The sequence below is a fragment of the Romboutsia sp. Marseille-P6047 genome (assembly GCF_900604535.1).
GTDB lineage: Bacteria > Bacillota > Clostridia > Peptostreptococcales > Peptostreptococcaceae > Romboutsia_E.
Window position 1 is genome coordinate 209,745 of the sequence record NZ_UWOT01000001.1, and the last position, 19,849, is coordinate 229,593.

Below are 19,849 nucleotides of genomic sequence, written 5' to 3' on the forward strand. Positions count from 1 at the left end.
TGACCTTATCTAAGTACATTTTAACCTTTTATCTACTGTTTATAGCTTTAATTTATAATGCTATTTATTTATCTTTATCTATAAAAAATCTTTTATACCATACTAAAAATGTATATATTACCCAAATCTTCCTTGCATTATTCTCATTTCCATTATAATGATTTTCTAGTAATTTTACTATCTTGGTAGTATCGAAAAATTCTCTAGCATAATCACTCTCAAAAGATTCTTTTACTATTCTATGATATTTTTCTTCTTTTAGCCACTCTCTTATTGGAACAGGGAATCCTTTTTTCTCTCTTTTGGCCCATTCATCTGGAAGTACTTCATTAGCTGCTTTTCTTAAAACATATTTAGTATTTTCATCATTAACTCGATAGTCTCTAGGTATATCTTCAGCAACATTCATAACCTCTTTATCTAAAAAAGGAACTCTTAATTCTAAAGAATGTGCCATACTCATCTTATCTGCTTTTAATAATATATCCCCCGGTAACCAAAGATTTAAATCTAAATATTGTTTCTTAGTTAAATCATCTTTATCTTTTACCTTTTCATATATAGGTTTAGTTATATCTTTTATTGACGGTGATTGAGAATATTCTTTGCTTAGTATATCTTTTGCTTCATCTTCTTCAAAAATAAAAGCTTGTCCTATAAAGTAATCTTCAACATTACTTCCTCCTTTAACCATTAACATTTTACCTTTAAAATACGGTTTATTCTTAACCAGCTTAGCTAGTGATTTTCTTAAAGGTTTAGGAACTTTCTTATATTTTTTCATGACTGGAGTTTCATCATACCATTCATAACCACCAAATAGTTCATCTGCACCTTCTCCTGATAAAACCACTGTAACGTGTTTCCTTGCTAACTCAGATAAGAAGTATAATGGAATTGATGATGGATTTGCTTGTGGCTCATCCATATGATATTGAATACAATCCAGTTTATCAAAACACTCGTCAGCACTTATAATTTTACTTAAATTTTCTATTTCAAGCATATTAGATAAGTCTTTTGCTAAATTAGATTCATTAAACTTATCTTGCTCAAATCCAACTGAAAAAGTTTTTTGTGGCATTAAAACACTAGTTATATAACTAGAATCTACTCCACCAGATAAAAATGAACCTAAAGGAACTTCACTATTTTTATGAACTTCTACAGATTGATTAACTATATGCTTAACTTCATTTATATAATTTTCTAATGTATTTTCTTTTTCATCAAAATTGATATCCCAGTATCTTTTTATTTCCATCTTTTCATTTTCATAAGTAAAGTAATGAGCTGGTGGAAGTTTAAATACTCCTTTAAAGAAAGTTTCATTTAAAACTGAATATTGGAACGTTAGATAGGGTTTTAAAGCATCTTTATTTACTTCTTTTACGAAATCTGGATGTTTTAAAAAACTTTTTATCTCTGATCCAAATAAGAATGATTTTTCACCTTTTCCTACCAAAGTAGTGTAATAAAAAGGTTTTATACCAAAATGATCTCTTGCACCAAATAATTTCTTATTTTTAATATCGAAAATTACAAAAGCAAACATTCCCCTAAGCTTATGTACCATATCTTCTTTATATTCTTCATAAGAATGTACTAGAACCTCACTATCTGTATTAGTTTTAAATATATGCCCTCTTTGTATTAATTCATCTCTTAGCTCTTGATAATTGTATATTTCACCATTAAATACTAATGCTATACTTTTATCTTCATTAAATAAAGGTTGAGCTCCATGAGCTACATCTATTATGCTAAGTCTTCTAAAGCCTAATGCTACATCCTCATTTATAAATTCACCAGTTTGATCTGGACCTCTATGTATTATAGCATCTAACATACCCTTTAATATATATTCCTTATTATTTGCTTTGCTAACAAATCCAACAAATCCACACATACATATCTCCCCCTCTATGTTTAAGTTTTTGTTATATAATATTCTGTTTGCAAAGCTATAGTATATCATATTTTCCCTTATTTTTACAATTTGTTACATTTTCTTAATAATTAAATTATATATATATAAATAAAAACGCAAAATCTAGACTTTAAATTCTAAATTTTGCGTTTTCTATTTTAGTTATTAGCACTAGAAACTTTCATGCTAACTTTTGTTTTTTCAGTTTTAAATTGGTCATTATTTAATAATCTATTTAAGATTATACCTATTATTGCTGCTAGACTTAATCCTGTTATTTTAACACTTTGAGTTATAGGTATACCGATTGATATTCCTTTACCATCTAAGTAAGTAGTTCCTAGACCTATTACTAGTATAGTAGCAATTATTATTATATTATTCTTATTCTCTGAGCATTTACTATCCTTTATAGTTTTTAATCCTACAAAAGTTATCATAGAGAATAACATTAAACTTATTCCTCCCATTACTGCCTGAGGTATACTTTGAAGGAAACCTCCAAATTTTCCTACACAAGCAAGAAGTATAGCTATTACTGCTGTACGTCTTAAGTTTGCTGGGTCATAGTTTTTAGTTATTGCAAGTACTGCTGTATTTTCTCCATAAGTTGTATTTGCTGGCCCACCTAAGAATCCTGCTACTATAGTAGCTAAACCATCTCCAAGTAATGTTTTGTGTAGACCTGGATTTTCTAAAAAGTTTTTACCTACAACTGCTCCATTAGTAGTCATATCTCCTATATGCTCCATAAATACCGCTAATACTACTGGTGCTATTATAACTATTGCTTCTAAACTAAACTTTGGTAATGTAAAGTTTGGAACTTGGAATAAACCTGCACTTGTTATTGTTGATGTATCAACTAATCCTGTAAAGTAACATACTAAATATCCTACAACTACAGCAATTAATATTCCTATTTGCTTTATAAATCCTTTACCGAATACGTTTATACATATAGCTATACCTAAAGTTAATGTAGCTATCATTATATTTGTTACAGCCATGTTATATGCACTTGGTATTAAATTTAATCCGATTACTGCTATCATTGCTCCTGTAACTTGAGGTGGAAAATATTTTTTAATCTTTTCTGCACCTACATATCTAACTAATAGTGAAAGTAATACATATACTAATCCGGCTACCATTATACCACCTTGTGCATATGCTAAATCTCCTCCGTTAGCATCTTTAGCAGCTATTATGACTGGTATAAATGCAAAACTTGATCCTAAAAATACTGGAACCTTACGTTCTGTACAGAAGTGGAAAATTAAAGTTCCTAAACCTGCACAAAATACTGCTACTGATGGGTCAAAACCAGTTAATAATGGAACTAAAACTGTAGCTCCAAACATTGCTAATAAGTGTTGAAATGACATGATTAATTTCTTCATAAAAACCTCCCAAATTTTTTTAGGGAGAACTATTCTCCCTTTTTCAGTCTCTCTGTACTGAATTAAAAGGCAATATAAAACCTTCTTTAATTTTATTTTTATATTATGTTATTATCCTTTAATAGTTACTGAATCTTCTTCATCAGTTTCTACTAACTTTACAGATATAACTTCTGACTTTGATGTTGGTACATTTTTCCCAACATAATCTGCTCTTACAGGCAATTCTCTATGACCTCTATCTACTAATACTGCAAGCTGAATTGATTTAGGTCTTCCTACATCCATAATAGCATCTAATGCTGATCTTACAGTTCTTCCTGTATAAAGTACATCATCTACTAATATTACTATTTTATCATTTATATCAAAATTTATATTTGAACCATTAACTATAGGGTCTATATCAACTTTTTTTAAATCATCTCTATATAAAGTTATATCTACTTCACCTGTGTTAACTGATTTACCTTCTATTTGTTCTATCTTTTTAGAAATTCTGTTAGCTATTGGTACACCTCTAGTTTTTATACCTACCAATACAACATCTTCTATACCTTTGTTTTTTTCAATTATTTCATGGCTTATTCTTGTTATAGCTCTACCTATAGCTTTTTCATCCATTAGTGTTGCTTTTTCTTTCATTTCTTATCCTCCTAGGCTAATCACTTAGTATAAATCATAAAAAAAGCTTCCTATCATAAGACAAGAAGCGGTATATTACAAAGTAAACTAAGTAATACATACTTAATAGTTGCCTTATGATATCTCTGTATCAATTAAAGGTATTTCATATTTAAACTTGTTACTATCCATTATAAATTGCATTTTAATTATTTGCAAGTTTTTTATAGTTTCATTCATGTGCACATAAAGTTACTTTAGTTTTTTAATTATATCTTTAAAGTATTCTGGAAGTTCAGAGTTAAACTCTATATACTCATTACTTTTAGGATGTATAAATCCTAACTTTTTAGCATGTAAAGTTTGACCATTTAACTTAAACTTAGTATTTTTAGGTCCATATATTGGGTCTCCTAAAAGTGGGTGATTTATAGAAAGTGCATGAACTCTTATTTGGTGAGTTCTCCCAGTTTCAAGCCTTGCTCTCATATGAGTAAAGTTTTCAAATCTTTCTACTACTTCAAAATGTGTCACTGCTCGTTTTCCATCTTTTACAACTGCCATTTTTAATCTATCCTTAGGATTTCTTCCTAAAGGTTTATCAACAGTTATTTTATCTTCTTTTACTACACCATGACATATAAATTCATATTCTCTTGTTATTGAATGATCCTTTAATTGCTCAGCTAAACTATTATGAGCATTATTATTTTTAGCTATCATTAAAAGTCCTGAAGTATCCTTATCTATTCTATGAACTATACCTGGTCTTATAACACCATTTATAGATGATAATTTATCTTTGCAATGATATAATATTGCATTTACTAATGTATTATCATAATTTCCAGGTGCTGGATGAACAACCATATCCTGAGGCTTATTTACTATTAATACATCATCATCTTCATAAACAATATCTATAGGTATGTCCTGGGGAATAACTTCTAATAATTTAGGTGCTGGTATTTCTATCTTTATACTATCCTCTTCTTTAACTAAATATTTGGCCTTCTCTACTTTTCCATTTACTTCAACTTTTTTATCTTTAATTATCTTTTGAATATAGCTTCTAGACATATCACCTAATTGTTCAGATAGATATACATCTAGTCTATCTCCTTCTTCTTCTTCGCCTACTAAAAACTGTCTTATTTCTTCCATTACTTCACCATCTCTTTATCTTCAAAAAATAATATATATATACATAACAATACTGTACCTACTACTACAAATACGTCTGCTACATTAAATACATATTCCCATATTATTATAAAATCAAAATAATCTACTACAAATCCTAATCTTACTCTATCTATTAGATTCCCAATTGCACCAGAAATTATAAGTAAAATACCAACTTTACCTACTATATGCATATTCTTTTTATGTAGATAATATAGTCCAAATATTGAGGCTATACTTGCTACTATTATAAATATAATTTGATTATTTTGGAACATTCCAAATGCTGCACCTCTATTTTCTACATAAGTAAGGTGAAATATACTTTGTATAATTGGAATACTACCCATATCTTTTAAATAGTTTAGAGCAAAATATTTAGAAAGTTGATCTAAACCTATTAATATAGCTATTATTATTTCATAAATCAATATTATTGTCCTCCTAAAAGTATTATAAGTATAATTATACATAAAAAGACTTCCTAAATGGAAGCCTAGTTTTGAGTTTCTGGTTCTTTTTTATTTAAATGATCTATTAATTCTGATACAGTAACAAATTTATATCCTTTTTCTTTAAGATATGGTACAACAATTTCTAACGCTTGTACTGTTTGAGATTTTGCTCTTCTTACTCCATTATAATCATGTAGTAATATTATATTTCCATTTTTAACTTTAGTTTCAATAGTATTTACTATACTATAAACACCTGGATTAGACCAATCTCTTGGATCTAAATTTGACCATAATACTATATTCATATTTTTATTTTTTATTATATCACACATATTTCTACTTATAGCTCTATATGGCGGTCTAAATAATTTGGGTTCAACACCTGTTATTTCTTTTATCATTTCTTGAGTTTTATTAATTTCATTATAAACAGTATCATAACTCATCTTAGCTACGTCAATATGAGTAAAAGTATGATTTCCTATTTCATGACCTTCATCAAACTCTCTTTTTACTAAGTCTGGTAGTAATTTTGCATTTTCACCGACTAAGAAGAAGGTTGCTTTTACATCATTTTTTTTCAATATATCTAATATTTGAGGTGTATAAACTTCATCTGGCCCATCATCAAAAGTCAATGCAACTACTTTTTCTTCATCATTCCCTTTTTTTATAATAATATCTTTATAGTCTCTTGTTATATCATCCGTTGTTTCATAATTTTCCTCATTTAAATTTAAAACTTCTTTTGAATTTAAAGAATCTGACTTTACATAATATCCTATAAATATTAATAATAATCCAATTAGTAGTATACCTGTCTTTTGTTTCATTTTTTAAACCTCTTTTCTGATAAACTTAATACTCCTTGTCGTGATATAATCCATTTTTATTTAAATCAGTTAAATCTTTTAAATCCTCTGAATAAAAATCGCATCCTTTATTTACAAAGTTTAAATCTACATGTTTTGTGTCTGGAGGTAGATTATCATGAGTTTTTGCACACTCAGAACATAAAGATGTATCTGGTAGTAAATCTAATCTATCAGAATCAATTTTCTGATTACAAATCTCACATACCCCATAAGTTCCATTTTCTATTTTATCTAAAGCTTTATTTACTTGATATAATCTACCTTGTTCATGTATTGTTAAACTATTTTGCATATCATTCATAAATACTTCTGTTGCAAAGTCTGCTGGATGATTATCATAAGCTGATAATTCTCCTGAACTATATCTTTCACTAGTATGTTTTTCTGTGTTTCCAAATAAAGTATTATCTTGCATATCTGTTATTAATTTAGTCAAATTATTTTTTTCTTTTAACAATTGTTCTTTATATTTATTCATATCCATACTTTTCACCTCTATTTATTTCTATAATTATCAACTACATTTAATAATTTAGCTATATATGCTCCTATTATAGGTAAATCTATCCAACTAGCTAGTAAATAAAATAATAAAGCTGCAAGAACTGAAAATCCTATAGCTTGACCAAAACCTTTCCCTAAGCCTGCAATAAAATTTATAAGAAATAATCTTCTTTTACTATCAGTAAGCATCATGTATTCTCTAATTCTGCTTCTTTCAATAATTAACATAAGTCTTTCTAAGTATCTTTTTATAAGACCTAAATCTTCTTTTGGATTATCAGATATATACATTTCATTAATTATTTCATCAAGTTTTTTCATACTTATGTATGTTGGATTTTCTTCATTATGATTTTTTTCAGTTTCATACTTTTTATGCCTCATACTTTCACATCCTTTTATGAAACATATAATTCAAATTTATTATGTGATAAATCCTTAATAAAAATACACAACAAAAAATAGCCACTTAAATAGTGACTATTTTTTTATGAATTTATATAAATTTTCTTTCTATTAATCCTACTTTTTTATATACCTTTCTTAAAGTTTTTCTAGCTTGTCTTTCAGCTTTTGCTGCACCTTTAGCATATACTTCTTCTAAGTATGCTTTATCTTTAAGAAGTTCTAAGTATCTTTCTCTTATTGGATTTAAAGCATCTACTACAACTTCTGCTAAATCAGCTTTAAATTCTCCATATCCTTTTCCTTCATACATAGCTACAATTTCATCAACAGTTTTATTGCCTAATTGAGTATATATATCTATAAGATTTTTTATTCCTGGTTGTTCATCACAGTATCTTACAACACCTTCTGAATCTGTAACACTTCTTTTTATCTTTCTTCTTATAGTATCTGGATCATCACATAATAATATATATGCATTTTCATTAGAGTCTGACTTACTCATTTTCCTATTAGGTTCTTGTAAGCTCATTACTCTACCAACTTCTTTAGGTATATAACCTTCTGGTATTTTAAATGTTGGCGAATATCTATTATTAAATCTAGATGCTAAATCACGAGCAAGTTCTAGATGTTGTTTTTGATCTTCTCCAACTGGAACTAACTCTGTTTGATATAAAAGTATATCTGCAGCCATTAGTACTGGATATGTAAATAAACCAGCGTTTAAGTTTGCTTCACTTTTTTGAGACTTATCTTTAAATTGAGTCATTCTACTTAACTCACCCATATAAGTCATTGTATTTAATATCCACATAAGTTCAGTATGTGCACTTACATGTGATTGTATGAATATAGTATTTTTTTCTGGATCAAGTCCACAAGCTAAATATTGAGCTAATATTTCTAATGTATTTGCTCTTAAGTCCTTAGCTTCTTGAGGAACTGTTATAGCATGTAAATCAACTATACTGTAATAGCAATCGTAGTCATCTTGAAACTTTGGAAAGTTTCTTAATGCACCTAAATAATTTCCAAGTGTTAGCTTTCCTGATGGTTGTATACCACTAAATATTACTTTTTTTTCACTCATATTTATCCTCCAATTATAATGACTTTAACATATTTAATACTATATCTTTAGATCTATGAGCAGCTTCTACTACAAATTCATCATACGTAACATCTGCACTTCCATCTGCCTTATCAGACATAGCTCTTATTATTACAAATGGAGTAGCATTTAAAGTACAAACATGAGCAATTGCTGCACCTTCCATTTCTGCACAATAAGCGTCAAATTCACTTATTAACTCATCTTTTAATTCTTTAGAGCTTACAAATATATCACCTGATACTACTCTTCCTTTTAAAACCTTATTTCCTTTAGATTCCTTAATTGATGATTCATATGCTGCATCTATAAGCATTTGATCAGCTATAAATGTTGAGCTTTCCATTCTTGGTATTACACCTTTTTTATCTCCAAATGCAGTAGTATCCATATCATGTTGTATAGCATCTGTTGATATTACTATATCTTGAACGTCTAATTCACTATGAAGTGCTCCTGCAACTCCTGTATTAACTACTGCATCAACATTAAATTCACTTATTAGTATTTGAGTACATAAAGCGGCATTTACTTTTCCTATACCACATTTAACTAATACTATATTTTTTCCTTCTAATGTTCCCTTATGGAATTTTAAACTTGCTTTTTCAACTACTTTTTCTATGTCCATAAGTTCTACTAATATACTTACTTCTTCATCCATTGCACCTATTATACCTATTATGTTCATCTTAATCCTCCTAAAATTTTCTGCTTATTTAGATAACTTCTAAATTTCATAATAAAAAATCCGTCCTATTAAATTTAATAGGACGGATTTATTTCCGCGGTACCACCTAATTTATACATAATCTAAATACTATTATGTATCTCTTAAACCTGCTATAACGTGCAGTCACGATATCAGCTACTCTATAATAAATTTATTATATTTAACTTAATTCCTCTAAGATCCATTCACTAAACTTTTCATGTAAAGATCTCACCGTTTCTCTACTCTCTGTATTGAAGCTTTATTTAGCTACTAATTCTTTTCTTTGGATTTTCATATTATATTTATTTTTATAATATGATTTCCTGGAAGAATTGTCAAGACTGTGATTTAAAAATTACAAGTAACTTACTAATATAGCTCCTTGTGAAGCATATGTTCCCATAACAGGACCCACTTCACTTATAATTATTTTTTTTGCATTATATTTATTTGCTAAAACTTCTTTTATTTTAATAGCTTTATCACTACAATGCGCATGCCCTATAATTATAGTTTTATCTTCTACATTTTCTAAGTTTTTATCTATATATTCAAGAACCTTCTTTAAACTATTATTTAAACCTCTAGCTTTATCTATAGGCTTTACAACACCTTCAGTTATTTGCACTATTGCTTTAAGATTTAATGTGTTTATTATTTTACCTGCAAGAGGATTAATTCTTCCACCTTTTATAGCATTTTCTAAAGTTTCTAATGTTCCATAAAATATAACATCATCTTTTATTTTTTCAATTTCTTCTACTATTTCTTCTAGTGATTTTCCTTGTAAAACTAATTCTGCCGCTTTTATTGCTAATAAACCTTGACCTATAGATCCATTTAGTGTGTCTATAATTTCTATCTTCTTATCGGCAAAATCACTGTCATACATATCTTTTGCTAATTTAGCACTACTATATGTTCCTGATAATTTAGAACTTACAGATAATAATAATATATCTCCTTCACCTTTGTATGCTTCTAAAAATCTATCTGGTGATGGGCAAGATGTTTTAGGTAATTCCTTCATTTCACCCATTCTCTTGTAAAAAGTTTCATTATCTATTTCTTCCCCTGCAATAAAACTTTCATCATTACCAAAAGATACATTTAAACCTACTACATTTATATCATACTTTTTTAAAATTTCTTGAGGCAAATCGCACCCACCATCAACTAGTATTTTTATTTTACTCATTTTACTTACCTCTCTTAATTATTTATTTAAACTATAGTGATTATTTTCTTTATTTGTGTTAATATTAATAGTAAATAATCAGTCGGTCGGTCGACCGATTACTTATTATTATTGTATATCCCCTGTGGTTAATTGTCAATCCCTTTAAATTTTGAAGTTTTTAGTTTATTGACTTTAAAATAATACGTATCTATAATATAAATTACTTAAGGCTTAACCATAAAGAAAGGTTGATTTTATGAAATCTAATATAAATATGAAAGAAAATATCTTAAATATTGCTATAAATCTAATTACTAAAAACGGAATAAAAAATACTAGTTTATCTGATATTGCAAAAACAGCAGGTATAAGTAAAGGTACATTGTATTATCATTATGCTTCTAAAGATGACTTAATCTTTGATATAGCTGATAATCATTTAAAGATAATTACTGATGCTGTATTAGATTGTGTATATAGTATAGAAAATAAATCTTCTAAAGATGATCTTATTAATATTGTTATGGGAAAAATATCAACAATAGGTTCTACCGGAAGAATTCATATGTATTTACTTTGTGAAGCTATAACTGGAAATGAACCATTAAGAGAACGAATAAAACTAAAATATATACAGTGGAGAACAACTTTACAAGAAGATATAAATAAGTATTTACATGAAAATATTGATGACTCTGAAGCTTTTTCATTTTTATTAATTTCAATAATAGATGGATTAGTTGTTCAAAGTATATTAAAAACAGAAGAAATTCCATTTGAAAAAGTTGCTAGTTTTTTAGTAAATAAGTGGATATAAAAAAGATGTCTAAAATTTATTTTAGACATCTTTTTTATTATTTTATTTTGTTAAAATATTCTTCATTTGGCTCAAAAACATGTTTATTATTCATTTTATTTCTAAACTTAGACATTTCTTTATAAATTTTCATTCTACCTTCATTTATATCTCCTATTGGTCTATGTGCTAATAATGAGTGTCCAGGAGAAAAAGACATTATCTCTGACATTTCAAATCTCTGTTTTGTTTCAAACTTTTGCTTAGGTATCCTTATTTCACCTAATTTTATAAAAGGAGATTTATTTTCATCCCATTTTACTGATGCATCATTTATTGGCATACTTGACTTATCTGTTCTAAATTGAACCATAAAATCAAATACAGCTTCAAAATTATTAAGGTGCACTTGCATATTTTTAGTCAAATATCTATGAGTTAATTTTTTAGGTAATTTACTTTTATACTTAGATTTTGGAACTATGCAGTATTTTACAACTTCATCTCCAAATCTATAAGGCGTTGTACTAAAATACTTAATATCTAAAGGACTTGTATCATTTTTCATATTTTTTAAGGACCTTATTATTGGACTCATTTTATGTTGCATTAATAATTTAAATATAAATATAAATGGCATTGATTTACTATTATAATAAATAGCATCATGAAATAATCTCCAAGTACCAATAGGCATAATTTCATTACTTATTAGCAAAAAGTCTTGAGTATATTTTTCATCATCCATACACTTTTCGCCTTCAATGCCTAATAATTTAATAGAAAAACCTCTAAAATCCTTAAACTTATCACTTAATATTTTAGGATTAGAATTAGATATTCTTATAAAAGCAGGGTATTCTTTTTTAGGTTCAAAAATACCTACTTGATATTTTTCACAAATATCACTATCTACTACAAACTTAGCCTTTAATAAACCTATACATTTAGCATGTGCATCACGTTTAAAATTACCTTTAGAGTAATCTTTTTTTAATTTATTTTTTAGCATCTTTATAATATTATTTGTAAGTTCTTCATTAGTATATTTAATCAAAATAACCTCTCCTTGCAAAATTATATATTATATTATTTGCAAAAAGAGGTTATTTGATTATACTTAATTATTTATTATGCTTAATATAATTCACCGCTATTTACTATAGGCTGAGCATCTTTATTTCCACATAATACAACTAGTAAGTTACTAACCATAGCAGCCTTTTTTTCATCATTAAGCTCTACTAATTGACCTTCTTCTAATGTATTAAGTGCCATTTCAACCATTCCTACTGCACCTTCAACTATCTTTTTACGTGCTGCAATTATAGCTTCTGCTTGTTGACGTTGTAACATAGCAGCTGCAATTTCTGGTGCATATGCTAGGTGTGTTATTCTAACTTCTTCAACTTCAATACCTGCGCATTCTACTCTAGATTGAAGTTCTTCTCTACATCTATTTGCTACTTCCATTGAACTTCCTCTAAGAGACTTTTCTGCTTTTTCATCTCCATCAGCTATATCATAAGGGTATAATCTTACTATATTTCTTATTGTTGAGTCGCATTGTATTGATAAAAATGTTTTAAAGTTATCTACATTAAATACCGCCTTTGTTGGATTTACTACTCTCCAAATTACAACTGCTCCTACTATAATAGGATTTCCAAGTTCATCATTTACTTTTTGATGATTATTATTTAACGTCATAGTTTTTAAAGATACTTTTTTACTTCCAATTGAAATAGATTCTTCTTCTAAATTATCTTTTGTTTTTCCTATCCTAGTTCTAGTTGTAATTGGATCATAAGTTGGATTTATTGCAGTTACAAAAGGATTTACCCAGAAGAATCCAGATTCACTTAATGTTCCATAATAATTACCGAATAAGGTTAATACTAAAGCTTCATTAGGATTTATAACCTTAAGTCCTGCAAAGCTAATTAGCCCTATAATTATAGTTATTATACCTAAACTAATTCCAATTCCAAGTATTATTCCATTAAACTTACATGCAGTTGTGATTATTAATGATCCTAATATTATAAGCCCCACGCATATAATAATTCCCATTAAACCATTGAGTGCTTTAATATTTTTTTCTTCAATATTTAGTTTTTTCTCACTCATATAAATCACCCCTTATATTTTTAATAAGATATTAAAATGGTATCACTCGCATTTTATTCTTTCAACAATTTAATATAAATAATAAAATATATTTTTTAATATAAAAAAGGATTGGTTCTTATAAAATGAAAAACCAATCCTTTATTTAAATTATTTTCTTATAACTTTTATTCCAGTCATATGATCATTTAAGTTGCATTGTTCTAATGTTTTATCTTCAACTCTTTCTATTTCAAGAGCTAAAGTTTCTGATTTGATGTAGTCTTCAAATCTATTAACTGCAGCTGCTATTTCATCATCTGAACAGTACTCTATAACTATGTTATCTAATACATCAAAGTTACTAGATTTTCTTAATTGTTGCACTTTAGATATAAATTCTCTTGCATATCCTTCTTCTATTAACTCTTTAGTTAATGTAGTATCAAGTATAACGAATAAGTTATTTTCCATAACTACGTTGAATCCTTCTTTAGCAGATATGTTTATTAAAACATGATCTTTATTAAATTCAAACTCTTCACCATCTATATCTACAGTTAAGCTTTCTCCAGCTTCTAACTTAGGAACTACTTCACCTGCATTTAATTTATTTAATGCTCCAGCAAAGAACTTCATCTTAGCTCCTAGTATTGGACCTAATACTTTAAAGTTTGGCTTTAAGCTAAAGTTCATGAATTCACCTAAATCTTTAGCGAAAACAACTTGCTTAACGTTAAGCTCTTCTTTTATTAAGTCTACTATATCGCTAAGTATAGCTTCATATTTTCCATCTACATATACTTCTTGTATTGGTTGACGTACTTTTATTCTTGCAGCTTCTCTTGATGCTCTACCTAATGTAACTAAGTTTTTAGCTAAGTCCATTTTTTCTTCTAATTTAGAATCTAATAAACTTTCATTTGCTCTTGGGTAGCTTGCTAAATGTACAGATTCTTCATTAGTTAAGTTTCTATACATTTCTTCAGACATATATGGAGCAAATGGAGCTATTAATCTACAAAGCTCTGTTAATATTTCATAAGTTGTGTTATATACAGCTTTTTTATCTTCTGTTAATTCAGTTGCCCAGAATCTTCTTCTAGAACGTCTTATATACCAGTTAGATAAATCATCATTTATGAATGCTTGTATTCTTCTTATAGTTTTGTTTACTTCGAATATTTCTAAGTTTTCTTCAGTTTCTTTCTTTAAGTTGTTGAACTTAGATAATATCCATCTATCTAATTCTGGTCTGTCTTTGTACTCAACAAAGAAGTCAGTTGGATTTATATCATCTGTATTTGCATATAATGTAAAGAAGTTATATACATTTTTCATAGTTCCTAAGAACTTACTTTGAACTTCTTTTAATCCATCTTCATCGAATCTTATTGGAGTCCATGGTGGAGATACGTATAGTAAGTACCATCTTAGTGCATCTGCTCCATACTTATCAAATAATTCAAATGGATTTACAGTGTTTCCTCTTGATTTACTCATTTTCTTTCCATCTTTATCAAGAACTAGATCGTTAACTAGAACTTTTTTGTATGGTGCTTTACCTGTTACAAATGTAGATATAGCAAGTAATGAGTAGAACCATCCTCTAGTTTGATCTATACCTTCACAGATGTAATCTGCTGGGAATAATTGATTAAAGTTTTCTTTATTTTCAAATGGATAGTGATGTTGAGCAAATGGCATAGATCCACTATCAAACCAACAGTCTATAACATCAGTTACTCTTGTCATAGGCTTTCCACAACAATCACATTTTAAATGTATATCATCAACATATGGTCTATGAAGTTCTACTGTTTCTGGATTTACATCTTCTATAGCCTTCTCTGCAAGCTCAGCTCTTGAACCTACAGACTGCTTGTGTCCACATTCACATTTCCATATATTAAGTGGAGTACCCCAGTATCTACTTCTTGATATAGCCCAGTCATTTAAGTTTTCTAACCAGTTACCAAATCTACCTTCACCAACGAATTTTGGATACCAATCAACAGAATTGTTGTTTTCTATTAATTGATCTTTAAGTCTAGTCATTTCTATATACCAGCTTGGCTTAGCATAGTATAAAAGTGGAGTTTGACATCTCCAACAGTGTGGATAGTTATGAGCTACTTTTTCTTTTCCAAATAATTTATTTTCATGAGCTAACCATTTTATTATCTCAACGTCTACACCTTCCTCCATTACGAATTTACCTTCCCATGGAGTTGTTGTAAATTTACCTGTTTCATCAACTGGTTGAAGAACTGGTAAGTTATATTTTCTACCTAAGTTATAGTCATCTTCACCAAATGCAGGTGCTGTATGAACTATACCTGTACCATCTTCAGTTGTTACATAATCTCCTAATGTAACGAAGAATGCTTTTTGATCAGTTTCAACGAAAGGCATTAATTGTTCATATTCTATATATTCTAAATCTTTACCTTTCATTTCTTCTAATACTTCATAGTCTTCACTTAATACTTTATTTGCTAAAGCTTTAGCTACATAGTACACTTCATCATTTTGCTTAACTTTTACATAGTCCACTTCTGGTCCTACTGTTAATGCAACGTTTGATGGTAATGTCCAAGGAGTAGTTGTCCATGCTAAGAAATACTCATTTGCATCTTTTCTCTTAAACTTAGCTATTACAGTATTATTTTTTATTTCTTTATATCCTTGTGCTACTTCGTGTGAAGCAAGTCCAGTTCCACATCTTGGGCAGTAAGGAAGTATTTTATGACCTTCATATATATAGTTTTCTTTATTAAACTTATCTAATATCCACCATACTGACTCTATATAGTTATTATCTAAAGTTATATATGGATTATCTAAATCTGTTTCATAAGCCATTCTTTCAGTCATGTTTCTCCATTGTTTTTCATATGTAAAAACTGACTCTCTACATTTTTGGTTGAAATTAGCTATACCATAATTCTCTATTTCTTGCTTATCAGAAAGACCTAATTCTTTCTCTACTTGTATTTCAACTGGTAAACCATGAGTATCCCAACCAGCCTTTCTTTTAACTTGGTATCCACTCATTGTTTTATATCTACATACCCAGTCTTTTAATGTTCTAGCTACAACATGGTGTATTCCTGGATTTCCATTTGCAGTTGGAGGACCTTCATAGAATACGAAACTTGGATCATTTTCACCTTTTTCTAATGTTCTCTCAAGTATATTTATATCTTTCCAATACTCAGATACTTTAGCTTCTGCATCTTTTACAGAACTGTCTACTAATGACTTAAACTTTGACATATCATCACCCTTTCTAAAAATGATTATATTATTTAACATTGTTATCTAAAAACTATACTATCAAACAAATTCAATTAAAAATAAAAAAACCCGTCCCCTATAAAAGGGACGAGTTGATATCGCGTTACCACCCTAATTCTATATATAAAATAAAATGTTTATATATAGCACTCTGAAAAAGTTTAACGGCACTTACCGGCACAGCTTAATTAATTTAAAATTGTTCAGCCTGCAGCTTAAGAGTGATTTTCAATTTTTTTTCATTCATTGGTTCTCACCTATCCCAACTCTCTGTAAAACTTCAAAAAATTTACTCTCTCTATCATTGCTTTTAGATAAATATTAACTTTTTTTAATTTGATTTTATAATATGAAATTATATATTAAGTACACCAAATAGTCAATATTTTTATATTCTGATTATTTCATTCGACACTTAATCTATAGTCGTTGCAACCTCTTTTTCATTATGAAGTAATTCTCCATCATAAGTAGTTGTATTCATAAAAGGTTCTTTACACTTTTCATCTATATCAGAGAATATTCCATCAACACTTCTTATTTCATCTTCTAATAAAGATTTAAATTTATTTCTAAATAATTTAAATTCTTTTACTAGTGAATCATATTCTTGTCTAATTTCTATAACTCTACTATTTCCTTTTTCTATTATTGCTCTAGCATCTAACTCTGCTTGTTCAACTATTATTTTAGCTTTTTTATTTGCAGCTGCACATGTATCTGCAGCTGTACTTTCAGCTGTTATTAATGTCTTGTTTAAAGTTTCTTCTATACTTTTATATCTGCTTACTTGTTCCTGATATAAGTTTAATTTTTCTTTAAGGTCTATATTCTCTCTATATAATGTTTCAAAATCTTCTTTAACTATATCTAGAAATTCATCTACATCATCTGGATTATATCCTCTTAAAGCTTTTTTAAAGTCTTTATTTTCTATATCAATTGGAGTTAGCATACATTCCCCTCCTATACTATTATCTTTGCTTGTATCTTAACTTTACCCTTCTTAGTTAATTCACCAATATTTATAACTTTAGCTCGTCCTTTTCCTCTCACAGAAATTAAAGATTCATCTTTTATTTCTCTAGATGGAGATGTTATTTTTTCATAATTAACTTGAACTTTTTCTCCATTAATAAACTTCATACTTTCTTGTCTAGATATGTTATATAGTCCACTTATAACACAATCTAGTCTAATTGAAGTTACAGTAAAAGATATATCTTTATAATTAGGTGGATTATAAATAATCTCTTCCTTTGAAATTTCTCTAACCTTAACATTATTTCTAGATACTTTCTCAAGATTCATAATTATAAAGTCACATATATCTGCACTTACTATCACCTGGCAGAAATTCTCATGTATAATTATATCTCCAACTTTTTCTCTTTTTATACCTAAATTCATAATAGATCCTAGATAATCTTTATGTGATATAGTTTTAAACTTAAAATTACCTTCAATTTGAATAAATCTAAGAGTATTATCTATATCTTCATATTCCATATAAAAAGGATACATAAATACTACGCTTCTTTCTGCGTTATCATACCCTCCATCTACAGTATATTTTATATCATTATTTGAGTTTAATATATCTATAGCATTTTTAACTTCATATGGGTTGAGAAAATCACTATACTTTACATCATAGTTTTTCATACAACTGTTAGCTTTATCTATTATTTTAAACATCTTATTTTTTAGGTCTATATCTTTTATATGATTTGTAAGTTTTAACTTGTCCATTTTACTAGAAAACCATTAATACAACTCTTTGTACAATTCTTATTAAAAAGAACACTACTATTGGTGTAATATCTAATGGTGAATTTAAATATCTATACACAACAGATCTTATTGGGTCTTGTATTGGATCTGTTATAGTTGAAAGTATATCATATAGTTTTGTTTGTGTCGCTCCAGGAATCCATGTCATTATACATTGTACAAATATTATAAATAATAATAAATCTAATAGCCTATATAGTGCATATCCTATTGTACCCATTTTCCTAAAACTCCTTTATTTTTTATTTTTGCCAAGGAAATGCTGTTTTACTCTCTAATTCCTTTTTTACTGTAGAGTCAATATCTACATTGCTTGGAGCTAGTATAAATATTGATTTAGTTATTTTTTGTATATTACCTTCTAATACATATACTGCACCATTCATAAAGTTAAATATAGCTTTTTTATCCTCATTTTTTTCTACGCTATCTAAGTTAACTACTAGTGCTCTTCTTTGCTTTAAATGATCTGCAATAGTTGTAACATCTTCATATCTTTTAGGTTCTAATATTACAACTTTCATTTGACTAACTGTATGTAAACTTACTATTTTATTATTTTTAGATGCATTTATAGAATCAAATCCTGATGTTATATCGTCATCATCATCCATGTCTCCATCTAAATCATCTACTTCATCTTCCATGTATTCATCTGCATATTCTTCATCAGGACTAGTAACCCAATCTTTGATTTTTGAAAATATTCCATCACCCATTTTCAATTTCCTCCTAAGTTTATTTCAATTAATTATAATTTCTTTTTCCAAATATAGATGTTCCTACTCTTACTATTGTAGAGCCTTCTTCTATTGCTATTTCAAAGTCATTACTCATCCCCATAGATAATTTATCCATAGAAACATCTTGTATATTAAGGCTTTTTATTTCTAAAGATAATTCTTTAAGTTCCTTAAATACAGATCTTATTTCATTATCATCAGATGTAAAAGGAGCCATTGTCATAAGACCTTTTATTTTTATATTTTTATATTTTTGTGACGTATTTTTAATAAATTCAATAACATTTTCTTTATTTAATCCATGTTTACTTTCTTCTTTTGAAATATTAACTTGAACTAAACAATCTATAGTTCTACCTATTTTTTCAGCACGTTTTTGAATTTCTTCGCATAAAGCTTCTCTATCTAATGAATGTATCATATACACTTTATCTATTATATACTTTACTTTATTAGTCTGCAATGTACCAATTAAATGCCATCTTACTTTATCACCTATAATATCATATTTTCTTGCTAATTCTTGAGGTTTATTTTCACCAACATCTGTTATTCCACAGTTTATAGCTTCTAGTATAGCATTTGTATCTACTGTTTTAGTAACACCCAATAAAGTAATTTCATCTTTATTTCTTTTGCTTCTTTTAGCCGAATCTTCTATTTTATCATTAATAGCTTGTATATTTTCTTTAATATGCTCCATCATATCAC

Annotated in this window: 20 protein-coding genes and 2 other annotated features; of the genes, 1 reads left to right on the forward strand and 19 read right to left on the reverse strand. The window is 27.9% G+C overall.

The window, feature by feature from the left end; translation table 11 throughout:
* Window positions 1-64: 64 nt before the first annotated feature.
* From asnB to EIH23_RS01085, 11 genes are all read right to left on the reverse strand, one after another.
* Window positions 65-1,909 (reverse strand): asparagine synthase (glutamine-hydrolyzing), encoded by a 1,845-nt coding sequence (asnB, locus tag EIH23_RS01035; RefSeq protein WP_122638348.1) that lies wholly within the window; start codon window positions 1,907-1,909, stop codon window positions 65-67.
* 179 nt (window positions 1,910-2,088) lie between these two features.
* Complete coding sequence (locus EIH23_RS01040) at window positions 2,089-3,333, reverse strand: uracil-xanthine permease family protein (RefSeq protein WP_122638349.1); 1,245 nt, start codon at window positions 3,331-3,333, stop codon at window positions 2,089-2,091.
* Between the two features lie 111 nt (window positions 3,334-3,444).
* Complete coding sequence (gene pyrR / locus EIH23_RS01045; protein WP_122638350.1) at window positions 3,445-3,978, reverse strand: bifunctional pyr operon transcriptional regulator/uracil phosphoribosyltransferase PyrR; 534 nt, start codon at window positions 3,976-3,978, stop codon at window positions 3,445-3,447.
* A gap of 231 nt (window positions 3,979-4,209) precedes the next feature.
* Entirely contained in the window at window positions 4,210-5,121 is a 912-nt protein-coding gene (locus tag EIH23_RS01050) for an RluA family pseudouridine synthase (RefSeq protein WP_122638351.1), read from the reverse strand.
* Window positions 5,121-5,573, reverse strand: a complete 453-nt coding sequence (gene lspA / locus EIH23_RS01055; RefSeq protein WP_122638352.1) for a signal peptidase II — start codon at window positions 5,571-5,573, stop codon at window positions 5,121-5,123. The genes EIH23_RS01050 and lspA overlap by 1 nt, the downstream gene beginning before the upstream one ends.
* Before the next feature lie 65 nt (window positions 5,574-5,638).
* On the reverse strand, window positions 5,639-6,433 hold the full coding sequence (locus EIH23_RS01060; protein WP_122638353.1) for a polysaccharide deacetylase family protein: 795 nt from the start codon (window positions 6,431-6,433) through the stop codon (window positions 5,639-5,641).
* A gap of 25 nt (window positions 6,434-6,458) precedes the next feature.
* Window positions 6,459-6,959 (reverse strand): TraR/DksA C4-type zinc finger protein, encoded by a 501-nt coding sequence (locus EIH23_RS01065; protein ID WP_122638354.1) that lies wholly within the window; start codon window positions 6,957-6,959, stop codon window positions 6,459-6,461.
* Between the two features lie 11 nt (window positions 6,960-6,970).
* Window positions 6,971-7,363 carry a DUF5665 domain-containing protein gene (locus tag EIH23_RS01070; RefSeq protein WP_122638355.1) on the reverse strand — a complete coding sequence of 131 codons (393 nt, stop codon included), beginning with the start codon at window positions 7,361-7,363 and terminating at the stop codon, window positions 6,971-6,973.
* A gap of 112 nt (window positions 7,364-7,475) precedes the next feature.
* On the reverse strand, window positions 7,476-8,480 hold the full coding sequence (gene trpS / locus EIH23_RS01075) for a tryptophan--tRNA ligase (RefSeq protein WP_122638356.1): 1,005 nt from the start codon (window positions 8,478-8,480) through the stop codon (window positions 7,476-7,478).
* Between the two features lie 13 nt (window positions 8,481-8,493).
* Window positions 8,494-9,192 (reverse strand): 5'-methylthioadenosine/adenosylhomocysteine nucleosidase, encoded by a 699-nt coding sequence (locus tag EIH23_RS01080; protein WP_122638357.1) that lies wholly within the window; start codon window positions 9,190-9,192, stop codon window positions 8,494-8,496.
* A 75-nt stretch (window positions 9,193-9,267) separates the two neighbouring features.
* Window positions 9,268-9,509: a binding site (T-box leader), on the reverse strand.
* A gap of 62 nt (window positions 9,510-9,571) precedes the next feature.
* The gene (locus EIH23_RS01085; RefSeq protein WP_122638358.1) at window positions 9,572-10,414 is read right to left on the reverse strand and encodes a DegV family protein; all 843 of its coding nucleotides are present in this window, start codon (window positions 10,412-10,414) and stop codon (window positions 9,572-9,574) included.
* Between the two features lie 238 nt (window positions 10,415-10,652).
* On the opposite strand from EIH23_RS01085, the gene EIH23_RS01090 reads away from it, so the two are divergent.
* A complete protein-coding gene (locus EIH23_RS01090) occupies window positions 10,653-11,213 on the forward strand; it encodes a TetR/AcrR family transcriptional regulator (RefSeq protein ID WP_122638359.1) in 561 nt (186 codons plus the stop codon).
* A gap of 37 nt (window positions 11,214-11,250) precedes the next feature.
* On the opposite strand, the gene EIH23_RS01095 is transcribed toward EIH23_RS01090, so the two are convergent.
* From EIH23_RS01095 to EIH23_RS01130, 8 genes are all read right to left on the reverse strand, one after another.
* Window positions 11,251-12,249, reverse strand: coding sequence for a hypothetical protein (locus EIH23_RS01095; RefSeq protein ID WP_122638360.1), 999 nt, complete (start codon window positions 12,247-12,249; stop codon window positions 11,251-11,253).
* An 80-nt stretch (window positions 12,250-12,329) separates the two neighbouring features.
* Complete coding sequence (locus EIH23_RS01100) at window positions 12,330-13,322, reverse strand: SPFH domain-containing protein (protein ID WP_122638361.1); 993 nt, start codon at window positions 13,320-13,322, stop codon at window positions 12,330-12,332.
* Window positions 13,323-13,472: 150 nt separating this feature from the next.
* Window positions 13,473-16,580 carry an isoleucine--tRNA ligase gene (ileS, locus tag EIH23_RS01105; protein ID WP_122638362.1) on the reverse strand — a complete coding sequence of 1,036 codons (3,108 nt, stop codon included), beginning with the start codon at window positions 16,578-16,580 and terminating at the stop codon, window positions 13,473-13,475.
* Between the two features lie 101 nt (window positions 16,581-16,681).
* Window positions 16,682-16,915 (reverse strand) — a binding site (T-box leader).
* A 101-nt stretch (window positions 16,916-17,016) separates the two neighbouring features.
* A complete protein-coding gene (locus EIH23_RS01110; RefSeq protein ID WP_122638363.1) occupies window positions 17,017-17,556 on the reverse strand; it encodes a DivIVA domain-containing protein in 540 nt (179 codons plus the stop codon).
* Between the two features lie 11 nt (window positions 17,557-17,567).
* Window positions 17,568-18,353, reverse strand: coding sequence for a YlmH family RNA-binding protein (locus EIH23_RS01115; RefSeq protein WP_122638364.1), 786 nt, complete (start codon window positions 18,351-18,353; stop codon window positions 17,568-17,570).
* A gap of 4 nt (window positions 18,354-18,357) precedes the next feature.
* On the reverse strand, window positions 18,358-18,615 hold the full coding sequence (locus tag EIH23_RS01120; RefSeq protein WP_122638365.1) for a YggT family protein: 258 nt from the start codon (window positions 18,613-18,615) through the stop codon (window positions 18,358-18,360).
* Window positions 18,616-18,637: 22 nt separating this feature from the next.
* Window positions 18,638-19,114: a cell division protein SepF gene (locus EIH23_RS01125; RefSeq protein WP_122638366.1), complete on the reverse strand. Its 477-nt coding sequence runs from the start codon at window positions 19,112-19,114 to the stop codon at window positions 18,638-18,640.
* 28 nt (window positions 19,115-19,142) lie between these two features.
* On the reverse strand, window positions 19,143-19,841 hold the full coding sequence (locus tag EIH23_RS01130; protein WP_122638367.1) for a YggS family pyridoxal phosphate-dependent enzyme: 699 nt from the start codon (window positions 19,839-19,841) through the stop codon (window positions 19,143-19,145).
* Window positions 19,842-19,849 lie beyond the last annotated feature (8 nt).